The sequence below is a fragment of the Larsenimonas suaedae genome (genome assembly GCF_023712105.1).
Classification (GTDB): Bacteria; Pseudomonadota; Gammaproteobacteria; order Pseudomonadales; family Halomonadaceae; genus Larsenimonas; species Larsenimonas suaedae.
Genome location: NZ_JAMLJI010000002.1, coordinates 1 through 22,923, shown reverse-complemented (window position 1 = coordinate 22,923; position 22,923 = coordinate 1). Strand labels below are relative to the sequence as shown.

At 59.2% G+C, this 22,923-nt stretch carries 17 protein-coding genes and 1 tRNA gene; 10 read left to right on the top strand and 8 right to left on the bottom strand.

Annotation, left to right across the window (positions count from 1 at the left end):
* Window positions 1–28 precede the first annotated feature (28 nt).
* From secF to queA, 5 genes are all read right to left on the bottom strand, one after another.
* Complete coding sequence (secF, locus tag NAT49_RS06095; RefSeq protein WP_251592061.1) at window positions 29–934, bottom strand: protein translocase subunit SecF; 906 nt, start codon at window positions 932–934, stop codon at window positions 29–31.
* A gap of 10 nt (window positions 935–944) precedes the next feature.
* Window positions 945–2,795, bottom strand: coding sequence for a protein translocase subunit SecD (gene secD / locus NAT49_RS06090; RefSeq protein ID WP_251592059.1), 1,851 nt, complete (start codon window positions 2,793–2,795; stop codon window positions 945–947).
* A 61-nt stretch (window positions 2,796–2,856) separates the two neighbouring features.
* On the bottom strand, window positions 2,857–3,195 hold the full coding sequence (gene yajC / locus NAT49_RS06085) for a preprotein translocase subunit YajC (RefSeq protein ID WP_251592057.1): 339 nt from the start codon (window positions 3,193–3,195) through the stop codon (window positions 2,857–2,859).
* A 92-nt stretch (window positions 3,196–3,287) separates the two neighbouring features.
* Entirely contained in the window at window positions 3,288–4,406 is a 1,119-nt protein-coding gene (gene tgt, locus NAT49_RS06080; RefSeq protein ID WP_432806150.1) for a tRNA guanosine(34) transglycosylase Tgt, read from the bottom strand.
* 10 nt (window positions 4,407–4,416) lie between these two features.
* Entirely contained in the window at window positions 4,417–5,469 is a 1,053-nt protein-coding gene (queA, locus tag NAT49_RS06075; RefSeq protein ID WP_251592038.1) for a tRNA preQ1(34) S-adenosylmethionine ribosyltransferase-isomerase QueA, read from the bottom strand.
* Between the two features lie 109 nt (window positions 5,470–5,578).
* On the opposite strand from queA, the gene NAT49_RS06070 reads away from it, so the two are divergent.
* Window positions 5,579–5,666 (top strand) — tRNA-Leu (locus NAT49_RS06070).
* Window positions 5,667–6,090: 424 nt separating this feature from the next.
* A complete protein-coding gene (locus NAT49_RS06065; RefSeq protein ID WP_251592017.1) occupies window positions 6,091–6,588 on the top strand; it encodes a glycosyl hydrolase 108 family protein in 498 nt (165 codons plus the stop codon).
* Between the two features lie 43 nt (window positions 6,589–6,631).
* Here NAT49_RS06065 and NAT49_RS06060 read toward each other — a convergent pair whose 3' ends face one another.
* Window positions 6,632–6,931 carry a glycine zipper domain-containing protein gene (locus NAT49_RS06060; RefSeq protein WP_251592015.1) on the bottom strand — a complete coding sequence of 100 codons (300 nt, stop codon included), beginning with the start codon at window positions 6,929–6,931 and terminating at the stop codon, window positions 6,632–6,634.
* 392 nt (window positions 6,932–7,323) lie between these two features.
* Here NAT49_RS06060 and NAT49_RS06055 point away from each other — a divergent pair, with 392 nt between their 5' ends.
* Both NAT49_RS06055 and NAT49_RS06050 read left to right on the top strand, forming a co-directional pair.
* Window positions 7,324–7,956: a LysE family translocator gene (locus tag NAT49_RS06055; RefSeq protein ID WP_251592013.1), complete on the top strand. Its 633-nt coding sequence runs from the start codon at window positions 7,324–7,326 to the stop codon at window positions 7,954–7,956.
* A complete protein-coding gene (locus tag NAT49_RS06050; RefSeq protein WP_251592011.1) occupies window positions 7,947–8,513 on the top strand; it encodes an NUDIX domain-containing protein in 567 nt (188 codons plus the stop codon). The genes NAT49_RS06055 and NAT49_RS06050 overlap by 10 nt, the downstream gene beginning before the upstream one ends.
* 13 nt (window positions 8,514–8,526) lie before the next feature.
* On the opposite strand, the gene NAT49_RS06045 is transcribed toward NAT49_RS06050, so the two are convergent.
* Complete coding sequence (locus tag NAT49_RS06045) at window positions 8,527–9,717, bottom strand: NAD(P)/FAD-dependent oxidoreductase (RefSeq protein WP_251592009.1); 1,191 nt, start codon at window positions 9,715–9,717, stop codon at window positions 8,527–8,529.
* A 218-nt stretch (window positions 9,718–9,935) separates the two neighbouring features.
* Here NAT49_RS06045 and NAT49_RS06040 point away from each other — a divergent pair, with 218 nt between their 5' ends.
* From NAT49_RS06040 to NAT49_RS06025, 4 genes are all read left to right on the top strand, one after another.
* Window positions 9,936–10,430: a glutathione peroxidase gene (locus NAT49_RS06040; protein WP_251592002.1), complete on the top strand. Its 495-nt coding sequence runs from the start codon at window positions 9,936–9,938 to the stop codon at window positions 10,428–10,430.
* A gap of 116 nt (window positions 10,431–10,546) precedes the next feature.
* Window positions 10,547–12,946 (top strand): mechanosensitive channel protein, encoded by a 2,400-nt coding sequence (gene ybiO / locus NAT49_RS06035; RefSeq protein WP_251592000.1) that lies wholly within the window; start codon window positions 10,547–10,549, stop codon window positions 12,944–12,946.
* A 249-nt stretch (window positions 12,947–13,195) separates the two neighbouring features.
* A complete protein-coding gene (locus NAT49_RS06030) occupies window positions 13,196–14,863 on the top strand; it encodes a methyl-accepting chemotaxis protein (RefSeq protein WP_251591998.1) in 1,668 nt (555 codons plus the stop codon).
* Window positions 14,864–15,090: 227 nt separating this feature from the next.
* A complete protein-coding gene (locus NAT49_RS06025; protein WP_251591995.1) occupies window positions 15,091–16,827 on the top strand; it encodes a methyl-accepting chemotaxis protein in 1,737 nt (578 codons plus the stop codon).
* A gap of 43 nt (window positions 16,828–16,870) precedes the next feature.
* Here NAT49_RS06025 and NAT49_RS06020 read toward each other — a convergent pair whose 3' ends face one another.
* The gene (locus NAT49_RS06020) at window positions 16,871–17,257 is read right to left on the bottom strand and encodes a DUF7079 family protein (protein WP_251591987.1); all 387 of its coding nucleotides are present in this window, start codon (window positions 17,255–17,257) and stop codon (window positions 16,871–16,873) included.
* Between the two features lie 140 nt (window positions 17,258–17,397).
* On the opposite strand from NAT49_RS06020, the gene fabV reads away from it, so the two are divergent.
* Together fabV and NAT49_RS06010 are read left to right on the top strand one after the other, a co-directional pair.
* The gene (fabV, locus tag NAT49_RS06015; RefSeq protein WP_251591985.1) at window positions 17,398–18,585 is read left to right on the top strand and encodes an enoyl-ACP reductase FabV; all 1,188 of its coding nucleotides are present in this window, start codon (window positions 17,398–17,400) and stop codon (window positions 18,583–18,585) included.
* A 291-nt stretch (window positions 18,586–18,876) separates the two neighbouring features.
* Window positions 18,877–22,923 (top strand): beta strand repeat-containing protein (locus NAT49_RS06010; protein WP_251591977.1); only part of this gene is annotated, 4,047 nt, incomplete at its 3' end.

The window sequence follows — 22,923 nt, the reverse complement described above, 5'->3', positions numbered from 1 at the left end:
CAGGGCCGCTCAACCAGGCGGTTGGAGGTTAGGGCAGCTCGTCCTCGACTTCCTCTTTCTTGGTCGGAATGAGGTCCTCGCGCTTGAGCTTGACCACCAGCAGCAGCGCCGAGGCGACATAGACCGATGAGAACGTCCCCAGAACGACCCCGATGATCAGCGCCAGCGAGAAGTTGTGGATCATGTCCCCGCCAAGGAAGTACAGCGCCAGGAGCACCAGCAGCGTGGTCCCCGAGGTGGACAGCGTTCGCGCAAGCGTCTGATTGATCGCGTCGTTGAAAATCTTGGCAAGGTCGTTTGTCTGAGACTTGCGGATGTTTTCTCGTATGCGGTCATAGACGATGATGGTGTCGTTGAGCGAGTACCCGATCACGGCAAGCACGGCGGCCAACACGGTCAGATCGAAGTCGATCTGAAAGAACGCGAAGATACCAAGCAGGATGATGACGTCGTGACCGAGTGAGAGCAGGGCGCCAAGCGCAAACTTGTACTGAAAGCGAATTGCGACATAAAGCGCCACCACGCCGAGTGCGATCAGCATGCCGAGTCCGCTCTGATCGCGAAGCTGGTCGCCGACCTGGGCGCCGACGAATTCAGCGCGTACCAGCTGCACCGAGCTTGTTTGACTCGAAAGGGCGTTGGTTACGCTTTCGCCCACGCTTTGATCGAACTGCTGTTGCAGTCGAACCAGAATATCGTTGGCTTCCCCGAAGGTCTGTACGGAGAAGTCGCGATAGCCAGCCTCGGAAAGCTGCTGACGAACATCGTCGAGTTCGGGTGCGTTCTCGTACTGAACTTCCACCAGCGTGCCGCCGGTAAAATCCAGCCCCAGGTTGAGGTTTTGGATCGCGAGCGCGCCAATGGCTGCAAGCGTCAACACGATAGAGACGACAAACGCTGCCGTCTTTTTACTCATGAAGTCAAAATTGGTCATGATCGGCCCCTTAGATCCAGAGTTTCTTCAGCGCTTTTCCGCCGATCGTGAGATTGGTAATGGCGCGACTGACCATCAGGCCTGTGAACATCGACGTCAGGATGCCGAGCGACAGCGTGACGGCGAAGCCCTTGACCGGCCCGGTGCCGATCGAGAACAGAATCAGGGCCACCAGAAGGGTCGTGATATTGGCGTCCAGAATCGAGGTGAAGGCACGTTCATAGCCCGTATGAATGGCCTGGTGCGGGCTGAGGCCGCGCCTGATTTCCTCTCTGATGCGCTCATAGATCAAGACATTGGCGTCCACCGCCATCCCGAGTGTCAGTACGATACCGGCAATGCCTGGAAGCGTTAGTGTGGCGCCCAGCATCGACATCGCCGCGATCAAAAGCGCGAGGTTGATGGTGAGCGAGGCGTTGGCGATCAGGCCGAACGCCTTGTAGCGCAGCAGCATGAACAGCACCACAAGCACCAGACCGATTTGAACCGATAGAACGCCGCGGTCGATGTTCTGCTGGCCAAGGCTTGGCCCGATGGTGCGTTCCTGAGCGAAGTAGATCGGTGCGGCCAGCGACCCCGAGCGCAGCAGTAGCGCAAGTTCCGAGGCTTCCGTGGGTGAATCGAGCCCGGTAATGCGGAATCGGTTACCCAGTGCGCTCTGGATGGTCGCCAGGCTGATGATGCCTTTTTCGGTGTAGGGGATGCGCTTTTCGACTTCCTTGCCATCCTGCATCACCGTACGGGTGCGGCTCTTGTGCTCGATGTAAAGCACCGCCATGTTGCGCCCGATGTTGGCCCGTGTCGCACGGTTCATCTTGGAGCCGCCGGGACCGTCCAGGTTGATGTTGACCTGAGGCTGACCGTTTTGATCGAAGCTCTGGCTTGCGCTCGAGACGCTGTCACCGGTAATGATCACGTCGCGTTGGAGCGCTGCCTTGCGTGCAGGGTCGTTTCGAAACCCAAAGGTCTCGGTCTGATCGGCGCCGCTGTTATTGGAGGCTTCAAGCCGGAATTCGAGGTTGGCTGTCGCGCCGACAACGCGCTTGGCGGCGGCGGTGTCCTGAACGCCTGGAAGCTCGACCACGATGCGGCTTGGCCCCTGGCGCTGCACCAGCGGTTCGGAAACCCCAAGTTCGTTGACGCGGTTTCGGATCGTGGTCAGGTTCTGTTTGACCGCGTAATCCTGAATGTCGGTAACCGCCTGATCTGTCAGTGTCATGACGAGCTGACGCTCGCGACCCTGTTCACGGGTGGTGAAATCGAACTGGTTATACTGGGTGCTCAACTCGCTCTGGGCCTTTTCGAGCTCATTTTCATCGAGGAAGCTGAACACAATGGCGCGGTCATTGACCTCATTGCCGCGGTAGCGAATGCGCTCATCGCGAAGCGTTTCACGCATGGCGCTGGCGTTGACGTTGAGTCGCTGCTTGACGGCTGCGTCCATGTCGACTTCCAGCAGGAAGTGCACGCCGCCGCGAAGGTCGAGCCCGAGCTTCATTGGCTTGGCCCCGATGGCGCGCAGCCAGTCCGGGGTTGCCTCGGCCAGGTTCAGCGCAACCACGAAGCCCTGTCCGAGGGTCTGGTTGATGATGGTACGCGCGCGCAGCTGATCATCGGCGTGATCGAGTCGAATCAGTGCGCTGCCTTGCGTGAGTTCGGTGGCCTTGACGTCGATGCCAGCCTGATCAAGGGCATCGGTGGCTTGAGTGATCTGCTGCTGGCTGATCGATTTGACGCCGCGGTCGCCACTGATCTGTATGGCCGGGTCTTCGGGATAGAGGTTGGGCAGTGCGTAGAGAACGCCCACGACGATCACGACAAGAACGATCAGGTACTTCCAGATGGGGTAACGGTTGAGCATCGGGGCTCTGTCCTGGGTTGCTGACAATCAAAAGAGGGCCGGGGAGACCGGCCCTTCAGGCTTACAGAGACTTGAGGGTGCCTTTGGGAAGGACGGTGGCGACGGCATTTTTCTGCACGTTGACTTCAACGCCATCAGAGACCTCGAGTGTGAGGAACTCTTCGCCCACCTTGTTGACACGACCGACCATGCCTCCGCCGATAACGACCTCATCGCCTGTCGAAAGTTCGGAAATCAGCTTCTTGTGCTGTTTGGCCCGCTTGGACTGCGGACGCCACAGCAGGAAGTAGAAAATCAGCACGAAGCCGACCAGCATTACGATCTGGCCGATGGCGCCCGCGCCGCCGGCACCGGCCGCGCCGTCGGCTGCCTGAGCAGATGAGATCAGAAAGTCCAGCATGAACAGTCCTCTTGAAGGGCTTGAATGAAACGGGTGATCGCCTCGAGGCGGTGGTCGGCACCGACGCGAGGCGATGATGCCAGAGGCATCGCTTACGTCGCGAGCTCAGGCGTTTCCTGGCCGCGTCGCGTGTAAAACTCGTTTACGAAGTGGGTCAATGTACCCGCTTCGATGGCGCCGCGCAAACCTGCCATAAGGCGCTGGTAATAGCGCAGATTATGGATGGTGTTGAGCTCGGCGCCGAGCATTTCACCGCAGCGGTCGAGGTGGTGTAGATAGCTTCTCGAGAAGTGTTCGCAGGTATAGCAATCACAGTCCGCCTCAAGCGGTGCGGTGTCGTATCGGTGGCGTGCATTTCGAATCTTGACCGTGCCGTCGGCAGTGAACAGGTGGCCGTTTCGAGCGTTACGGGTCGGCATCACGCAGTCGAACATATCGACGCCGCGGCGTACGCCCTCGACCAGGTCTTCCGGCTTGCCAACCCCCATCAGATAGCGCGGCTTGTCAGCCGGCATCATCTCGGGCAGATAGTCGAGGACCTTGAGCATCTCTTCCTTGGGCTCACCGACCGAGAGGCCACCGATGGCCAGGCCGTCGAAGTCGAGTTCGTTCAAGCCTTCAAGTGAGCGCTTTCGGAGTTCGGGGTACATGCTGCCCTGAACAATGCCAAACAGCGCCGCCGAGGAGTCGCCGTGAGCCTCTTTCGACCGCTTGGCCCAGCGCAGCGACAGCTCCATCGAGCGCTTGGCTTCTTCGGGCGTCGCCGGGTAGGGCGTGCATTCATCGAAGATCATGACGATGTCGGAGCCGAGTGAACGCTGGATCGACATCGACTCTTCCGGCCCCATGAACACCTTGGCGCCATCGACCGGCGAGCGAAAATGCACGCCCTGTTCGGTGATCTTTCGCATGTCGCCGAGTGAAAACACCTGGAAACCGCCGGAATCGGTCAGGATCGGTTTGTCCCATTGCGCGAAATCGTGCAGATCGCCGTGGGCTTCGATGACTTCGGTGCCGGGTCTGAGCCATAGGTGAAAGGTGTTGCCGAGAATGATCTCGGCGCCGATGGCCTTGATGCGTTCAGGTGACATGCCCTTGACGGTGCCGTACGTGCCAACGGGCATGAACGCCGGAGTCTCGACGGTACCCCGGGGAAACGTCAGGCGGCCCCGGCGAGCGCGGCCATCGGTTGCGGTGGTTTCGAACTGCATGCGGCAGGTATCACGCATGGGGGGACTCTCCCTGCTTGGGCGCGCGGGTCAGGAACATGGCGTCGCCATAGCTGAAAAAACGATACCCTTCATCGACGGCGGCCTGATAGGCGTGTTTGACGTGCTCAAGGCCTGAGAACGCACTGACCAGCATCAAGAGCGTCGATTCGGGGAGGTGGAAGTTGGTGATCAGTGCATCGACGCAGCGCCAGCGATAGCCCGGATAGATGAAAATATCGGTCTCACCTTCGTAGGGGCGGATCTCACCGTCCGCGCTTGCGCTTTCCAGGCAGCGCACGCTGGTCGTGCCCACCGCGATCACGCGATTACCGCGCGCCTTTGCGCCGCGAACTGCCTCGCAGGTGGCCTGGTCGACCTTGAGCCATTCGCTGTGCATCTGGTGCGTTTCGATATCATCGACCCGAACGGGTTGGAAGGTACCGGCACCGACGTGCAGCGTGACATAGGAAAGAATCACACCCTTGGCGGTAAGCGCATCGAGCATTTCCTGATCGAAGTGCAGGCCCGCAGTAGGTGCAGCGACGGCGCCCTCGTGGCGTGCATACACGGTTTGGTAGCGCTCTCGGTCATCCAGCTCGTCCTCCCGCTCGATGTAGGGCGGAAGCGGCATGTGACCGTGCTGATTGAGCAGTTCGATCAAGGGCGTCTCGCCGAGAAAGCGCAGCTCGAACAGAGCGTCGTGACGCGCCTCGACCACGGCCTCGATGCCGCCTTCGAAGCTCAGCCGAGTGCCAGGCTTGGGCGACTTGCTGGAACGAAGGTGCGCAAGGCCTCTGTGCGCGTCCAGCGGACGCTCCAGGAGCATCTCGACCTTGCCGCCACTGGCTTTCTGGCCGAACAGCCGGGCAGGGATGACGCGGGTGTCGTTGAATACCAGCACGTCGCCCGGGTTCAGGGCGTCCAGAATGTAGTTGAATCGGCGGTGCTCGATGGCTCCGTGTTCACCGTCGAGGCAGAGCAAACGGCAGTCGGTGCGGTGTTCGCTTGGGTAACGAGCGATCAGCTCGTCGGGCAGATCGAAATGGAAATCGGCGCGCTGCATGAGTCAAAGAAGGCACTGGTCTGTGAAAAGGGCGCCATGATACCCAAGGCGTGGCTTGAAGTCATTGACGTGCGCGCAATGGCCCGTATAATACGCCTCGTCCTTCCGTGCCGGAGTGGCGAAATTGGTAGACGCAGGGGATTCAAAATCCCCCGGGCTAATCCCCCGTGTCGGTTCGAGTCCGACCTCCGGTACCACGCATTCATACATGCGCTCTTTTCTTGACGATCCAAGCCTAATCCTTTTGGCCTTTTCTGTTCTCCAGTGACCAGCATCCGATGCCGGAACAACGAGAACGTCACATTTTTGCGTGTGTTTTCCCCTCGCCTGCGCCCCGGTCTTTGATGACCTGGTGTCGTGCGTCGATGTTGCCTGTCTGACTTTTCCCTTGTCACTTCATGTGTTGCCTTCCATGGGCGCTTGTCGCCATACGCCCTGATCGCCTGTTGCGAGGGGATATCTCGCCCTTAAGTTTATCTTGTTGCTATTGAATGGCATTCCCCTGAGTGGTCTACCCTTTTATAAGTTAAGTATTCTTAGATGTAAGACTGTTCGAGCCTCCTTGGGCGTGGTGTGAGGTCCCTCATGCCCTTATCACGCAACAAGATGCAGGAGGCGTCGATGTCTTTTATCGAGACAGCAGAAGATGTGTTGAATTTCAGGGAGCGATTCAGTGCCGATCATCGCAATGCACTGCACTGGGATACCGGTTGGTGTGGGCAAGGGTGCTTGAAAGGGGCCCGTGCAGGGCTTGCGGCGTTTCATCATCCAACACTTGCGCTCAACCGGTTGAATGATGCAGCAGTGATCGAGATTTATGAGCGTGAATACATAAGGCCCATGGCGCTCGAGCGTCTTTCGCGGTCGGTAGCTGCGTTCATGCTCGATACTGCACTTGGCATGGGGCGTGAGTCAGCCTGTCGTCTTCTGGAGGACAATATGTGTCTCATTGGCGATCAAGGCGGCGGCGAGGCGCTTATCAACGCGTTGTTGTTCACGCGCCTTGGGTGCCTCAATAGTTCAGCGCTGTTGTCAGAGGTCAAACGCAAGGAGGTGCGTCGATTGATGCGCGTGTTCGATCAGTGTTGTGCGCTGGAAGGAGAACGCACGTTGGTTTGATAAAGAGTAAAAAAACCCGCCTTTCGGCGGGTTTTTTTGCGCTTTACCAGCGGCGTCGACCCAGCAACACACCTGCTGCAAGGCCCACGACAGCTCCGGCTGCAATGTAGGACCAGCTGTTTTCATGAACATGGCGGTCGATCCCGTAGGCCGCGCGCTGACCGTAGTCGATCGCGCGCTCCTGGCCGTCATGCAGGCGCGCACGCGCATGATCAAGGTGACCGCGCGCATCATCGCCCAGATGGCTCAGACGGCGCTTGGAGCGGTCGCGTTCTTCGGCCAGTTCTTCGTGCCAGCGTTCCATGGCACGGCGACGATCACGGCTGGAGCTGAATATACCCATTGAGTGTCCTCCTGACGTTAACGGGAAAATGGCAAGGGTTTCTTGTCATGCGTCGTGGTAAGCGTAGCGCTGAATATCGGGTTATGCCTACCGAATGGTGTATATAAGTACGCTGTTACAAAAGGTTTCAAAAAAGGAGCATAAACCGGATGAAATACGCGGTTTTTCAATGTAGCTTCTCTAATGTTTTAGGAGGAAATAACTAATTATTTTTGCAACTTTTGAATTAGTTTTCCGGTAGCTGTACGCGCATATGAGAAGAATGGCCCTTGGGCGGCTTCCTGCATGGTCGGGAGTCGCCTTTTTTTATGCGCGGTTTTCATTCTGGTCTCTCCGAATATAATGCGGCGTTGTTTCGTGCTTGATGTCTTTGCCGTACAAGGAGTGTTGCCATGACGTGGGCCCATTGGTGGTCGCTTGCGTTGGTCTGTGTGCTTGGCGCCGTATCCCCAGGCCCGAGTCTTGCGATGGTTGTGCGTCATACCATGCGAGGCGGTGCGCTTCAGGGCGTTGCTGCAGCCTTGAGTCATGCCCTGGGTGTGGGCATCTACGCGGTCATGACCGTGGCGGGCATTGGTTTCATCATGACCCGCTTTCCTCTGATCTATCAGTTCATAAGTATCGTCGGAGCGATTTACCTGCTTTGGCTTGGCGTGAACGCGCTTCGGTCCCGGCCCGCGGCTGATGGGGCGACCGTCTCGGATGTGGCAGAGCAGGACATCGCCTCGGCCGTGCGGGATGGGTTTGGCATGGCGCTTGCCAACCCAAAGCTCATTCTTTTCTTTGTCGCGCTCTTGAGTCAGTTCATCGAACCCGGCAGCTCACTTGCTGCGAGCGCGCTGGTGGTCATGACCGTCATGATCATCGATGGGCTCTGGTACATTCTGGTCGCGAAGGCGCTTGCGCGGCCGGCGCCGCTTGCACTTTTGAGGCGAAAGGGATGGCTGGTCGAGCGCGCGTCGGGCGCGGTTTTTATTCTGTTGGCTTTAGTCGTTCTGGGCGAGGTCGCACACGCATGGCATTGAGGGCGAACGGGAAGAGTGCGAATGAGGACAGCGCGTTCGGCGCCTGCGCCAAGGCGCGGGCTGCGCGTGAGCAGGTACAGATATGCACGCCCGAAGGACGACGCTGTGGCTCGGTCAGGCGTTTCAGGCTGCGCCAGCTGCGCCTTTGGCATTTCGCGAGTTATGTTTTCGTCTTCGATGACAGCGACCGACTTTGCGTCCAGAAACGCACTCAGATCAAGGATGTCTTTCCCGGTGCATTCGATCTCAGCGCCGGTGGCGTACTTGCCGCGGGCGAAGCGCGCCATATAGGCGCACGACGTGAAGTATTCGAGGAGTTGGGCGTGAGCGCGCCCTTGAACTTTACAGGCTCGTTCCAGTTTGGCGCGCTTCACGTGCATGGCGATATTTTCTGGACAAGATGGACCGGCCCCATCCGTCCCCAGCCTGAAGAGGTCGAGGCCACCGACTGGCTCGACATCGCTGACGCACTAGCACTTCAGCAGGTAACACCAGACACCCGAGCGGCACTGGTCTATCTTCTGGCGTCACCTGGGTGCCCGGTAGGGCGGCCCTGAACGAGCGTATCGTTTACGTCAATTTGCCCTTGAGTGCGTCTCGATCGGTAATCGTTGGCTGTTCGAGAAGCGCTCGAGCCGCGTCCAGTTGATCGTCCAGGTCAATCAGCATGACGCCTTTCAACGTATCGTCGTCGAGATAGAAAATCGCCCCTTTACGGTTGGGCGTTTGCCAATCCGACACGGTGTCCAGGTTCGAAGCATCTGCCGTTCCAACGGCCCTGAAGCCGAGATCGAACACGTTGGAATAGAAGTAGGGCGTGTGCGTATAGGCCGAGGCGACACCGGCCATGTTGTGCCCTGCCTGCGTGCCCATCTGATTGGCGTTGTCGACGTGTTCGACGCGCTGTGCCCCCAAACGAACATCTGGATAGCGCGCGACGTCTCCGGCGGCGAAGATGTTCGGGTCATCGGTTGTAAGCCACTGATCGACCACAATGCCATCATCGACGGAAAGTCCCGCCTGCTCGGCAAGCGCCGTTTCTGGCGTGATGCCTATTCCTGCGGCCAGCATGTCGCCTTCAAGGGTCGAGCCATCGTCGAGCGTGACGCAGACGCCTTGCTCACCGACGCTTCCACCGGTTACCTGCCGGCGTGTGATGACCGACACGCCGTGCTCGGTAAAGGTGTCCTGAAAATGGCGCGCGAATGCGTCGGGAAAAAGGGGCTCGCCGAGCACGTTATCAGGCGTAATGAGGGTCACCTCACAGCCTTGCTGGACAAGCGCCGCGGCCAGTTCACACCCAATGTAGCTACCGCCGGCAACCAGCATGCGGGCGCCGGGCGTTGCCGCGTCGCGCAGGCGTTGATAATCGGCGTAGGTTCGAAAGTAAAGGACACGGTCACTGGCCGGCAAATCGGGAAGCGTTTTCGGAGCACCGCCCGTGGCCAGGAGTAGCTTTGAGTATCCAAACTCGGCACCGTCCTCGGTTGCAACGGTGCGCGCCGCTCGATCGAGTCGAGTGATTCGGGTTTCGGTGTGGATTTCAACGCGGTCGTCGTCCGTAATCATCCAGATATCGTCTTCGGTAAACTCCGGGTCGGTCCAGAGCTTCTTGGACAGCGCCGGCCGAGTAACCGGGGGGTGCTTCTCTTCGCCGAGAATGGCGATGCTGGCGCTTGGACGATTTTTCCGAATGGCCTTGGCCGCATTGGCCGCGGTCATTCCTGCGCCGACGATGAGGTAGTCGTACTGTGTCTTCATGGCAAGATCCCTATGGCCTTCAGTGTGTCGGCCCACGCGTCCTTGGGGCCGCTGGGTTTAAACATAGGTAGCCTGCTGGGTTAGTTCAATGCATCGCACCGGGGATAGGCGTCTGTCACATCGTTAGCGCTCGAACACAGTTCGTGACGTGCGATGGGTAGAGCGTTGATGCGTTGCGTGGCAGTCTAGGGTCATAAAAGGGGGTATGGGCCGAAACGATGGATATATACACTCAGGATTGCCACACCGCCTCGGGAGAGCCGTTCAATCTTCGGGCGCTGCGTGGTCAGGTGCTGATGGTGGTCAACGTGGCCAGCCAGTGCCGGTTCACGCCGCAGCTTGCCGAACTCGAGACGCTTTATCAGACCCATCAGGCGCAGGGGTTTACCGTGCTGGCGTTTCCGTGCAATCAATTTCTGCATCAATCGCCTGAGTCAGGGCGCTCGTTCGAGCAGTTCTGTACTCGGTCGTTCAAAACCTCCTTTCCCATCATGGAAAAGGTAAACGTCAATGGTGCGAACGCGCATCCCCTGTTTCAGCTCTTGAAGCATCGGGCCCCGGGGGTGCTGCGCTCACGCCAGATCAAATGGAATTTCACCAAGTTTTTGATCGGCCGCGATGGCCACGTCATGCGCCGTTTTGCACCGGCGGTGTCGCCTTCGACGCTTTCACAGGCAATCGATGAAGCCTTGGCCATTCCGTTCTCGGCATAAGCCATTGCTACTTTGATGAGTTCGGTGTTTTTCCCTACTGTTCGTGCATACTCGACGCGAAACCTGGACGCGGTATTCTTGCGTCGACCAATCAACCGAGATAAAGGAGTAAGTGCGTGGCTTCCACGTTGATGTTGCATAGGGTGTGGCGATGGTTCGCCATGATGATGGCGGTCCTGTGTCTATCCATGCCGCTGGCGCACGCCGCGCCGACTGATGCAGGAACCGATGCCTCAGGCAAGGCAGACGCCGGGGCGCTTGCGGACATGCTCGAAAACGATCAGACCCGACAGCAGTTGATCGATCAGCTCCGATCGGTGGCTGCAAATCAGGAGGGTGGCAGTCAGAGCGAGGCCGAGACGCCGCCGTCGGATGCGCCCAAAAACGACGCCGCAACCTCCGATCAAGGGGACAGCGATGGTGGGTTGGGCGAGTTGCCGCGTCAGATCGCCGACACGACCCAGGCCTTTGCCGAATCGCTGGCGGCCAACGTGACCGGCTCGGTGGCAGCGATTCTGTCGATCGGCGATGGCGCCGACGGCAATGGTGCCAACTGGGGTGAGCTGAGCGGTCGCTTGATCGGGCTGGGCATTGTTATCGGTGGCACCATCGCTGCCTTTTTCCTGCTGCGCTCACTGGTCAGTCCGCTTTTCCGCAAGGCCGATCGCTGGGTGGTCTCCGAGCAGGGGGCATCGAGCGTACTGAAGCGCCTTGGCGCCGTGGTGCTGTGTCTGGCGATTGATCTGATCGTCATTGCGCTGGCGGCAGTCACCGGGTACGCCATCGGGCTGTTCGCGTTTGGTGATAACGCAACCATCGGTACGTACCAATCGCTGTTCATCAACGCATTTGCGATTGTCGAAGTCTTCAAGGCCTTGATCCGCGTGGTATTTGCCGATCGCTACGAAGGGCTTCGCCTGTTTACGATGCCCTCCGATGTCGCAAAATACTGGAACCGCTTTCTCGCTCGGCTGGTTGGGCTTATCGGCTATGGAATGATGGTGGCGGTACCGTTCGTTGCAGGGCTCTTGTCGCCGTCGCTCGGTAAACTGGTCGATCTTCTGATCATGGTCGTGGCCTATGTCTACGCCTTGAGCGTGATTCTCAGCAATCGCGCTGACCTGCAGCAGCGGCTCGAGTACCGCGCCGAACACGCCTCGATGAGTGCGTTTGGTGTCTTGATGCGCGTACTCGGCAAGATCTGGCACCTACTGGCGATCGCCTATTTCACCGTGCTTCTGGTCATCAGTCAGGTCTACCCGGAGCAGGCGCTGCCGTTCATGGCCAAGGCCACGGCCCAGACGCTGATTGCCGCGGGCATTGGTATGTTGCTCTCGAGCATGATCACCAAGGTGTTGGCGTCTCGCATTACGCTCCCCAACCAGATGGGCCAGCGTCTGCCTCAGCTCGAACAGCGACTGAACTCCTATATCCCCAACACGCTGAAGGTGGTTCGCGCACTGCTTCTGATCGCGGTGCTGTTGGTTATTCTGGATGCGTGGCGTGCGTTTGACCTGACCGGCTGGCTGGCATCAAGCTCGGGCAAGAACACCATCGCGATGATCGTGCATGTTGGCATCATTTTGCTGGTGGCGGCGCTGATCTGGACGGCACTCGCGAGTTTCATCGAGCATCGTCTGAACCCGGGTGAATTCGGCCGGGCGCCGACGGCGCGTGAAAAGACGCTGCTGTCACTGTTCAGAAACGCTATTGCCATCGCGCTTACCGTCATGACGGTCATGATCGTGCTTTCCCAGATCGGCATCAATATCGGGCCGCTGATCGCCGGTGCCGGTGTCGTCGGTCTTGCGATCGGTTTCGGGGCCCAGAAGCTGGTGCAGGATGTGATTACCGGCGTATTCATTCAGCTCGAAAACGCGATGAACACCGGCGACGTGGTTTCCGCAGGTGGTATTACAGGTACCGCCGAACGTCTGACCATTCGCTCGGTCGGCATTCGAGATCTTTCCGGCACCTATCATGTCGTGCCGTTCTCCTCGGTCGATGTGGTCTCCAACTACATGCGCGATTTCGCCTATCACGTTGGCGAGTACGGCATTGCCTACCGTGAAGATGTCGACTTTGCGATCGAGAAGCTGCATGACGCGTTCGAGGAACTCAAGCAGGACGAGGCTCAGCGCGAATGCATTCTCGAAGACATGACGGTGCCCGGCGTGATCGCGCTCGCTGACAGCTCCGTTAATATCCGCATCATGATCAAGACCACGCCGGGCACCCAGTGGTCGCTGGGCCGTGCGTTCAACCGGTTGGTCAAGAAGCACTTTGACGCCGCCGGCATCGAAATTCCGTTCCCGCACCTCACCATGTACTTCGGCGAGGACAAGGACGGTAAGGCGCCGCCGGCCAATCTGCGCATGATGCGTCAGGAAAAGGTGGTCAACCGCTCTGCCAAGAACGCCGATGACAAGGGGGCGTTTGAAGGTGAAACCACGGGCCGCAACAGCATGCCCGATGTCGATAACGACGGCAGCGACGAAGGCGGTGCCGACCGCTAGCGCTGTGGTTCTATAAACTGGTGGCAATGTAAAAGCCCGGCTGATTCAGCCGGGCTTTTTTATAAGCAGGTATTGGGGATGGCCTAATAGGTGTGTTCGTAAAAATGATGCAAGAGAATATTCATTATTTATTCAAGAGCGCTTTAGACGTTTTTGCTGTTTTTAAATGGTTTCCCTCGGTTTGAATGAATGGCTGTCTGGAGCAAGCCGATAGCAAACAACACATATCGAGCCAGGGGAGTCAGGTCTATGAAATCGATGAAGCGCAGCGTGAGAACACGCCTTTGGGCTGCGTTGGGCGGATGCCTTCTGTTATTGGCGCTGGTGGCTGGCGCAGGCATCTACGGCATGAATAACGTCATGGCCAATTTCGAGCATGTTTATCATCAGGATGTCACGCGTATCGAGCAGGTCAGCGCGCTTCAGGCCGACCTTCAAGACGCGCGTACGTTGCTGTTGTCGGCGGTGGCGGCCCGAACGCCTGACAGTCTGGCGCAGCTTGCCACTCAAGGTAAAAAGGACCGCGCGCATTTTGACGCCAAGCTCGACGAGTACCTGCGTGGGCTAAGCCCTGAGCGTCGTCAATCGCCTGATATCACGCGACTGGTCGCCCTGAGCCAGACCTTCTGGCAGAACTTCGAGCTCATGAGCACGCAGCACGTGACTGATAATGATCTTGTCGCGCTCGAGGCGGATCTTGCGCGTACTCAGGAGCGGGAGGCGCTGTACCGGGAGTTTCTGGGACTGGTTAAGCAGCGAATCGATGATAACAACGCCGACATGGCGCGTTCGTTCGAGCGTGCGCAGGCAAGCTTCCAACAGGAACGTACCCTGATTCTGGCAGCGGCGCTGCTGGCGCTTGCACTTGGCATAATGGCCGCACTTTGGCTGACACGAAGCATCATGCGCCCGCTCGGGCGAGCCGGTGCGGTTGCGAAAGCCACGGCAGAGGGCGATCTGACCCATCGCGTCGAGGTGCACGAACAGGATGAGTTCGGGCACATGCTCGAATCGCTTTCCAACATGCAGGCGCGCCTGGTCGAAGTGATTCGCTCAGCCAAGCAAAGCAGCCTGGCGGTAGCGGAAGTGGCCGGTGAGGTGGCCTCAAGCAGTGATGAACTCAGTCACCGTACCCAGGAGCAAGCCGCAAGCCTTCAAGAGACGGCCGCCTCGATGGAGGAAATCACCTCGACGATTCGCAACAACAGCGAAAACGCCAAACAGGCTGAAACCCTGACTCAAGGTATGGCTGGGCAGTCTCGTCAGGGCGGTGATGTGGCGGCCAAGGCGATGGCCGCCATGCACGAGATTCGAACCTCAAGCGATCAGATCGTCTCGATCGTGTCGCTGATGGACGGTATCGCCTTTCAGACCAATCTTCTGGCACTGAACGCGTCCGTGGAGGCGGCCCGGGCCGGCGAGCAGGGCAAGGGGTTTGCGGTGGTGGCCTCTGAAGTGCGCACTCTGGCCAACCGCTCGGCAGACGCCGCACGCGACATCAGGCAGCTGGTGCTTGAAAGCGCTGACCGCGTCAAGGAGGGCGTCAACCAGGTCACCGAGACCTCCAGCGCCCTTGAGGCCATTGCCGAAAGCGTCTCGCGCGTCAATGACCTTATGAGCGAGATGGCCGAAGCCAGCCGCGAGCAAAGTCTTGGCATCGAGCAGATCAATACTGCCGTCAGCGAAATGGATGGCATCACACAGCAAAACGCAGCGTTGGTGGAAGAAGCGGCGGCGTCGAGTGAGTCGCTCAAGGCGCAGGCCGATGTGTTGAAAGCCGCCATTGCCTATTTCAAGGTGGGGCCTCTTGAATCCGATACTTCCTTGAACCCTGCGCACGCGTTGAGTTCTTCGAACAAAACGCCGTACTCGGCGCCGTCGAAACGCGCGCCGTCTCAAACGCCCGTGCATCAATAAAGGCCACTCGCGCTTAAAAGGCCGCTCTACCGAGCGGTCTTTTTTTCGGCCAAAAAAACCGCGTTATTCGTTTTTAACGCGCGTTCTCGACCCTTGGCACTGATTTTTTCAAAAACTTATAAAGCACTTTCTGCAATGCCCGATAAGTCATTAGAACCTTGATGCTGGCTTCTTTAACTTCAGAGCCAACGAAAAATAAACGGTCGGGACAGTTAGGGATTGCTCTCATGATAAAACTTGCAAGCAGCGTTAAAACACGGCTCATCGCGACTCTTGCCGTAAGTATCGCATTCATGATCGGGATTGGTGTTGCGGCCGAGGTGGGGCTTCAAGCCAATAACGCTGATGCCACGGAACTGTATGACGTTCAAATGCAAAAGCAGCTCGCCATGGCAGAAGTGCGAACCAACTTGCTGCAAGTGCGCATCGAGGGCTTGGCTGCCTTCGGCTATCGAGACGAGACGCGCATTGCCAATCTCGATGAGCGCGTCGAGGAACTCAAGGTCAAGAGTCAAGAGGCGTGGCAGCACTATCAATCGCTTGCCAGTGCCTCAGGTAACACCTCCGAGCAGCTAGGGCAGCTTGAGCGCAGCCTCGGTCAGTTCTGGCAAGGCTACGAGCAGGTCACTCGTGGAATGCAGGCCGGCAACTTTGACCTCGTCGATACCATTGGTTCCACGGTGATTTCTCCGGCCTATCGTCAGTTCATGGAGCTGACCGATGGGCTTGTTGCAAGCGACCAACAGCGAATGAGCACTGCCTATAAAGCAGGTCAGGTGCGCTATGACGTGCTTTCCAACAGCATTATCGTTGCCATTTTGTTGGCAGTAGGGCTTTCGATCATGCTGGCGGTCTGGTTGATTCGAAGCATCGTGCGCCCGCTTTCGGAGGCTCAGACGCTTGCCGATGCAATTGCCTCCGGCGATTTGACGCGTGAGGTTTCAAACCACCGACGCGATGAGTTTGGCCGCATGCTTGGATCCATGCGTGAAATGCAGGCTCGGCTGACTGAAATCGTCGGGAACGTACGTCAGGGATCGGATGCGGTCTACAGCGCCGTGGCCGAAATTTCGAACGGCAATGACGATTTAAGCGCACGTACGCAGGAGCAGGCGGCAAGTCTCGAGCAAACGGCGGCCTCGATGGACCAGATGACCTCGACCGTCAAGCAAAACGGCGACAGCATGCGGTCGATGTCAGAACTGGCGAGCGGCATGAACGGTGAGGTACGACAAGGCAGTGCCATGATTGGGCGTACCCGTGAGGCCATGGCTGAAATCAACGACTCCAGTTCCAAGATTGAAAACATCGTCGGCTTGATCGACAGCATTGCCTTCCAGACCAATCTGTTGGCGCTCAATGCATCGGTGGAAGCGGCTCGGGCAGGTGAGCAGGGGCGTGGCTTTGCGGTCGTGGCGTCAGAAGTACGCAATCTTGCAACGCGGTCTGCCGATGCGGCCACCGAAATTCGAGACCTTGTAGCGCAAAACGTGGAGAAGGCGCGCAATGGCGTGGAACTGGTCGAGCAGTCCGAGCGGATTCTTTCCAACCTTCTAGGGCGCGCCGAACAGGTCAATGGGCTGGTTAGTGAAATCGAGAGCGCAACCCGCGAGCAGATTTCAGGCATCGAACAGGTCAATCAGGCCGTGGCCCAGATGGACAGCGCCACCCAGCAGAATGCGGCCCTGGTGGAAGAGTCGGCCGCCGCTGGGCATAGCCTCAAGGAGCAGGCCGATGAATTGAGCCGTCAGGTCGCGATCTTCACGTTGAGTGAGCGCTCCAATGCCCGGCCGGTACCCACTCGCGGGCAGGTCACGTCTACACCGCCCGCTGTCTCACGACCGGCGCCTCACTCATCCCCGAAAGCCGCAATGGGCAGTTCAAGTGGCCCTGTGGCAACGAAAAAGGCGCCGCGCGCTGCCGAGCCCGTGACCGCCGATGACTCTGACTGGGAAACGTTTTGACCTCTGAGAAGCCCGCATTCGCGGGCTTTTTTTATGAGTGCGGTCAGCGTGGGCCGCGCCGATGTTGAACTTCCTGCATCAAGGTTGCCCAGCGCGGGCGTGACAGCGCCGTGGTCATGCCAGACATCAGTATCCACCACCGGCGTTTCATGGGCGTCATGCGCTGGTTGTGACGCACCAGTGGCGGCAGGATGCGTTCGGGCTCGAAGGCCTTCCAGCCCTGGGTAATCGATACCTGATACTTGACCATGACCGGCGCAAGCTCGAGGCGATAGATCCACTCGAGCTGCTTGTCGGTGTGGTCGTGTCTCAGGATTTCGCTCGCCATATCGTCATAGTCATCGGGGGAGGGCTCGTCATCGAGCCAAAGGCGAGTCAGCGACATCCAGAGTGTCTGGCGAGAGGCGAGAAGCGTATCGCGGTCGATCATGAAGCGTCCGTTGCGGCGAAAAATTGAAGCGTGCGTTCAATAAGGACACAATACGCGTTTTGCCGCGAGTATGCCGGCCTTTCTCAATACACCATGGCGCGAACGCATGGTGGCACAGTGACCAGACAACGAGGTTCAGCGTGATCATTCATCCGAAAGTCCGCGGTTTTATCTGTACGACGACGCACCCGGTGGGCTGCGAGAAGAACGTTCAGGAGCAGATCGAGGCGACTCGTAAGCTCGGCGTGAACGAGGGCGGCCCGAAAAACGTTCTGGTCATCGGCGCTTCCAGCGGCTATGGGCTTGCCGCGCGTGTGACGGCCGCGTTTGGCTACGGTGCCAATACGCTTGGGGTCTTTTTTGAAAAGGCGGGCACCGATACGCGTCCGGGAACCGCCGGGTGGTATAATTCGGCGGCGTTCGACAAATTCGCCAAGCAGGATGGGCTCTACAGCAAGTCCATCAATGGCGATGCGTTCTCGAACGAGGCGCGCGACAAGGCCATCGAACTGATCAAGCAGGACATGGGCAAGATCGATCTGGTGGTGTACTCCCTTGCCTCGCCGGTTCGAAAGTTGCCGGACAGCGGTGAGGTTCTGCGCTCTGCCTTGAAACCTATCGGTGAGACCTACACCTCCACGGCGATCGATACCAACAAGGATCAGATCATCGAGGCGTCGGTCGAGCCGGCAACCGATGAAGAAATTGCCAATACCATCAAGGTTATGGGCGGTGAAGACTGGGAACTCTGGATCGACGCGCTCGACCAGGCCGGCGTGCTTTCAGACGATGCGCGCTCGGTCGCCTTTAGCTACATCGGTACTGAGATTACCTGGCCCATCTATTGGCACGGCGCCCTTGGTAAGGCCAAGGAAGATCTGGACCGCGCGGCAAGTGCCCTCGACGACAAGCTTGGCGGCGGTGCCAATGTGGCGGTACTCAAGTCGGTCGTCACCCAGGCAAGTGCTGCGATTCCGGTCATGCCGCTCTATATTTCAATGGTCTATCGGATCATGAAAGAAAAAGGCCTGCATGAAGGCACCATCGATCAGCTCAATCGCCTGTACCGTGAGCGTCTCTACAGCGATGGCGAGATGGCGACCGACGATCAGGGGCGCGTACGCCTCGATGACTGGGAGCTGCGTGACGATGTACAAAATGCCTGCAAGGAGCTGTGGCCCCAGGTGACGTCCGATAATCTGTTCGATATCACCGACTATGCCAACTACAAGCGCGAATTTCTGAAGCTGTTCGGGTTTGAACGCAGTGACGTCGATTACGACGCGGATGTGAACCCTAACGTTCAGTTCGATGTGGTGTCCTTGTAATCATCTGAAGCGTTGATTGAACGTGAAACAAGCCGGCTTAATGCCGGCTTTTTTGCGCCGTTAATTCCTGTTCCATCCCCTTTATTTTTGCGTCTAACGCTGTTGGATTAATATTTTCGACTGTTAGGTTGGTGGATGAATCAAAAAGTACCACTGCCAAGTAGCAAATAAGGCTTAATCGAGTAATATGATGCGATACATAGACGGACTGTAACTTATTGTATCGCCCGCCAGTGATGACGTGTCTCAGGCCAGTAATGGCTCAGGCGGATCACTTTTGAGGAATGTGCCATGGCTAAAGTCATAATCGAGCGGATCGACGGAGCTCTGTTTTCCGTCAACCCCCAGAAAATCCTGTCTGCCGGAGAAGCCATCGATACAGGTGTCGCGCTCTACGCACCGGACGGGGCTCGACTCGTGACTGAAGACGGTACGGTTCTGGATGTGTCCGCGGACAACCGCGTTTTGCTTGAGAGTGTGGACGGCCGCCTTTTCCTAACGTCGCAAGCCGACCCGGTCTCCTCGCAGGATGCCGATGTTGCTGAACTTTTGGCCGCTATCGAGCGGGGTGATGACCCGACTCGAATTCAGGAAGGGCCTGCTGCGGGTGCCGGTGACGCACCGGGGGATGCCGGTGGTGACGGCGGCGGATTCGGTCAGGGATTCAATGTCTCTCGTACTGGCCGGGAAGAAACCGCGACCTATCGCTATGAGGCTGATTCAGGCTCCAGTGCAACGTTTACTGATCAAACAGAAAGCACCGCAGCGCCTGCCGATGATACCGCGCCCGGCGATGACAGTGAGCCGAACACAACCGTCGTGGGAGCAGGCCCTGATCCTGATTCATCAGAAAATGCCCCAATCATTGACTCAAGTGCGCTCAATCAACCCCCCTCAGCCCCTACGCTTGATCTTCTTCCCTTGACTGAAGACGCGGTTAGCGCCGGCCAGGTTATCGGCCAGGCTACGGCGACGGACCCGGACGGTGACGCGATTACCTATGGCCTTGCCGACAATGACAATGGCTATCTGGCCATCGATCCCGACAACGGCGAGATCACGCTGACACAGGCCGGTGTCGACGCAGTCAACGACGACGCGCTGGATCTGACCACGCTTTCTGTCACAGTTACCGCTTCTGACGGGGAATTGACCTCCACGGCGACCGAGACGATCACGGTCAATCGTGTTAACGATGCACCAACCGATGTCGCGCTCACCCTTGAAACGCTCACGGAAGGTGACGTCAGCGCCGGCCAGGTCATCGGCCAGGCTACGGCGACGGACCCGGAAGGCGAGGCAATCACCTATGGCCTCACCGACAATGACAATGGCTATCTGGCCATTGATCCCGACAGCGGCGAAATCACGCTGACGCAGGCCGGTGTCGACGCAGTCAACGACGACGCGCTGGATCTGACCACGCTTTCTGTCACAGTTACCGCTTCTGACGGGGAATTGACCTCTACAGCGACCAAGGCGGTCACGATCAACCGTGTCAACGACGCCCCGGTCGCCGAGGCCGACAGCGCCGATCCAAGCGCCGGCAACGACGCCCTGACTACGGCAGAGGACACCGCGCTGACCATCGCGCCGGGCACGCTGCTGGCCAACGACAGCGACGCCGACGGCGACACGCTCACCATCACCGGCGTCAGCGGCGGTCAGGGCGGGACGGCCGCGCTCAACGCCGACGGCACCATCACCTTCACGCCGGACGCGGACTTCAACGGCGACGCCACATTCCGCTACACCGTCAGCGACGGTCAGGGCGGCAGCGACACGGCGACGGTCACGGTGGCGGTCACCGGGGTCAACGATGCGGCGGTGATTACCGGCAGCGACAGCGGAGAAGTGACCGAGGACACGGTGCTCACTACAAGCGGTGTGCTCACGGCCACCGACACCGACGCCGGCGAGTCCGGCTTCGTCGCGCAACCCAACACCACTGGCAGTTATGGCAGCTTTGCCATCGACGCCTCTGGAAACTGGACCTATCAGCTCGACAACGAAAGTGACGATATCCAGGCCCTCGGCGCCGGCGACCAGCTTACCGAGACCTTCACCGTCACCACCGCCGGTGGTGATACCGAGACCGTGACCATCACGGTCAACGGCACCGACGATGCGGCCGAGATCACAGGGGTTCAGACCGGCAGCGTGACGGAAGACACCGCGCTCACCACAGGCGGTGTGCTTACGGCGACGGACACCGATGCCGACGAGTCCGGCTTCGTCGCGCAGCCCAACACCACCGGCAGCTACGGCAGCTTCGCGATCGACGCCGCTGGAAACTGGACCTATCAGCTCGACAACGAAAGTGGCGACGTCCAGGCCCTGGGCGCCGGCGATCAGCTGAGCGAGACCTTCACCGTTACTACCGCCGGTGGCGATACTGAGACCGTCACGATTACCGTCAACGGCACCGACGATGCGGCGGTGATTACCGGCAGCGACAGTGGGGCCGTGACCGAGGACACGGTGCTGACCACCTCCGGCACCCTGACCGCGACCGACACCGACGCGGACGAGTCCGGCTTCGTCGCGCAACCGGGCACCACTGGCAGTTATGGCAGCTTTGCCATCGACGAGGCCGGTAACTGGACCTATCAGCTCGACAACGAAAGTGACGATATCCAGGCCCTGGGCGCCGGCGATCAGCTTACCGAGACCTTCACCGTCACCACCGCCGGCGGCGATACCGAGACCGTCACCATCACGGTCAACGGCACCGATGATGCCGCCGTGATTACCGGCAGCGACAGCGGGGCGGTGACCGAAGATACCGCGCTGACCACCTCCGGCACATTGACCGCGACGGATACCGATGCGGGCGAGTCCGGCTTCGTCACCCAGCCGGGCACGGCTGGCACCTACGGCAGCTTTGCCATCGACGAGGCCGGTAACTGGACCTATCAGCTCGACAACGAAAGTGACGATATCCAGGCCCTCGGCGCCGGCGACCAGCTTACCGAGACCTTCACCGTCACCACCGCCGGTGGCGATACCGAGACCGTCACCATCACGGTCAACGGCACCGATGACGCCGCCGTGATTACCGGCAGCGACAGCGGAGCAGTGACCGAGGACACGGTGCTTACCACAAGCGGTGTGCTCACGGCCACCGACACCGATGCGGGGCAGTCCGGCTTCGTGGCGCAACCGGGTACGGCTGGAGCGTACGGCAGCTTCGCCATCGACGAGGCCGGTAACTGGACGTATCAGCTCGACAACGAAAGTGGCGACGTCCAGGCCCTGGGCGCCGGCGATCAGCTGAGCGAGACCTTCACCGTCACCACCGCCGGCGGTGATACCGAGACCGTGACCATCACGGTCAACGGCACCGATGACGCCGCCGAGATCACCGGGGTTCAGACCGGCAGCGTCACCGAAGATACCGCGCTGACCACCTCCGGCACCCTGACCGCGACGGATACCGACGCCGGCGAGTCCGGCTTCGTGGCGCAGCCGGGCACGGCTGGAACGTACGGCAGCTTCGCCATCGACGCCGCTGGAAACTGGACGTATCAACTCGACAACGAAAGTGGCGACGTCCAGGCTCTGGGCGCCGGCGATCAGCTGACCGAGAGCTTCACCGTCACCACCGCCGGTGGCGACAGCGAGACCGTCACGATTACCGTCAACGGCACCGACGACGTCGCCGAGATCACCGGCGTGCAGACCGGCAGCGTGACGGAAGACACCGCGCTCACCACAAGCGGTGTGCTCACGGCCACCGACACCGACGCGGGCGAGTCCGGCTTCGTCGCGCAACCGAACACTACCGGCAGTTATGGCAGCTTCGCCATCGACGAGGCCGGTAACTGGACCTACCAGCTCGACAACGAAAGTGGCGACGTCCAGGCCCTGGGCGCCGGCGATCAGCTGACCGAGAGCTTCACCGTTACTACCGCCGGCGGTGATACGGAGACCGTCACCATCACGGTCAACGGCACCGACGACGTTGCCGAGATCACTGGCGTTCAGACCGGCAGCGTCACCGAAGACACGGTACTCACCACCTCCGGCACATTGACCGCGACGGATACCGATGCGGGTCAGTCCGGCTTCGTCGCGCAGCCGAACACCACTGGCAGCTACGGCAGCTTCGCGATCGACGCCTCTGGAAACTGGACCTATCAACTCGACAACGAAAGTGGCGACGTTCAGGCCCTCGGCGCCGGCGATCAGCTGAGCGAGACCTTCACCGTTACTACCGCCGGTGGCGACAGCGAGACCGTCACGATTACCGTCAACGGCACCGACGATGCGGCGGTGATTACCGGCAGCGACAGTGGGGCCGTGACCGAGGATACCGCGCTGACCACCTCCGGCACC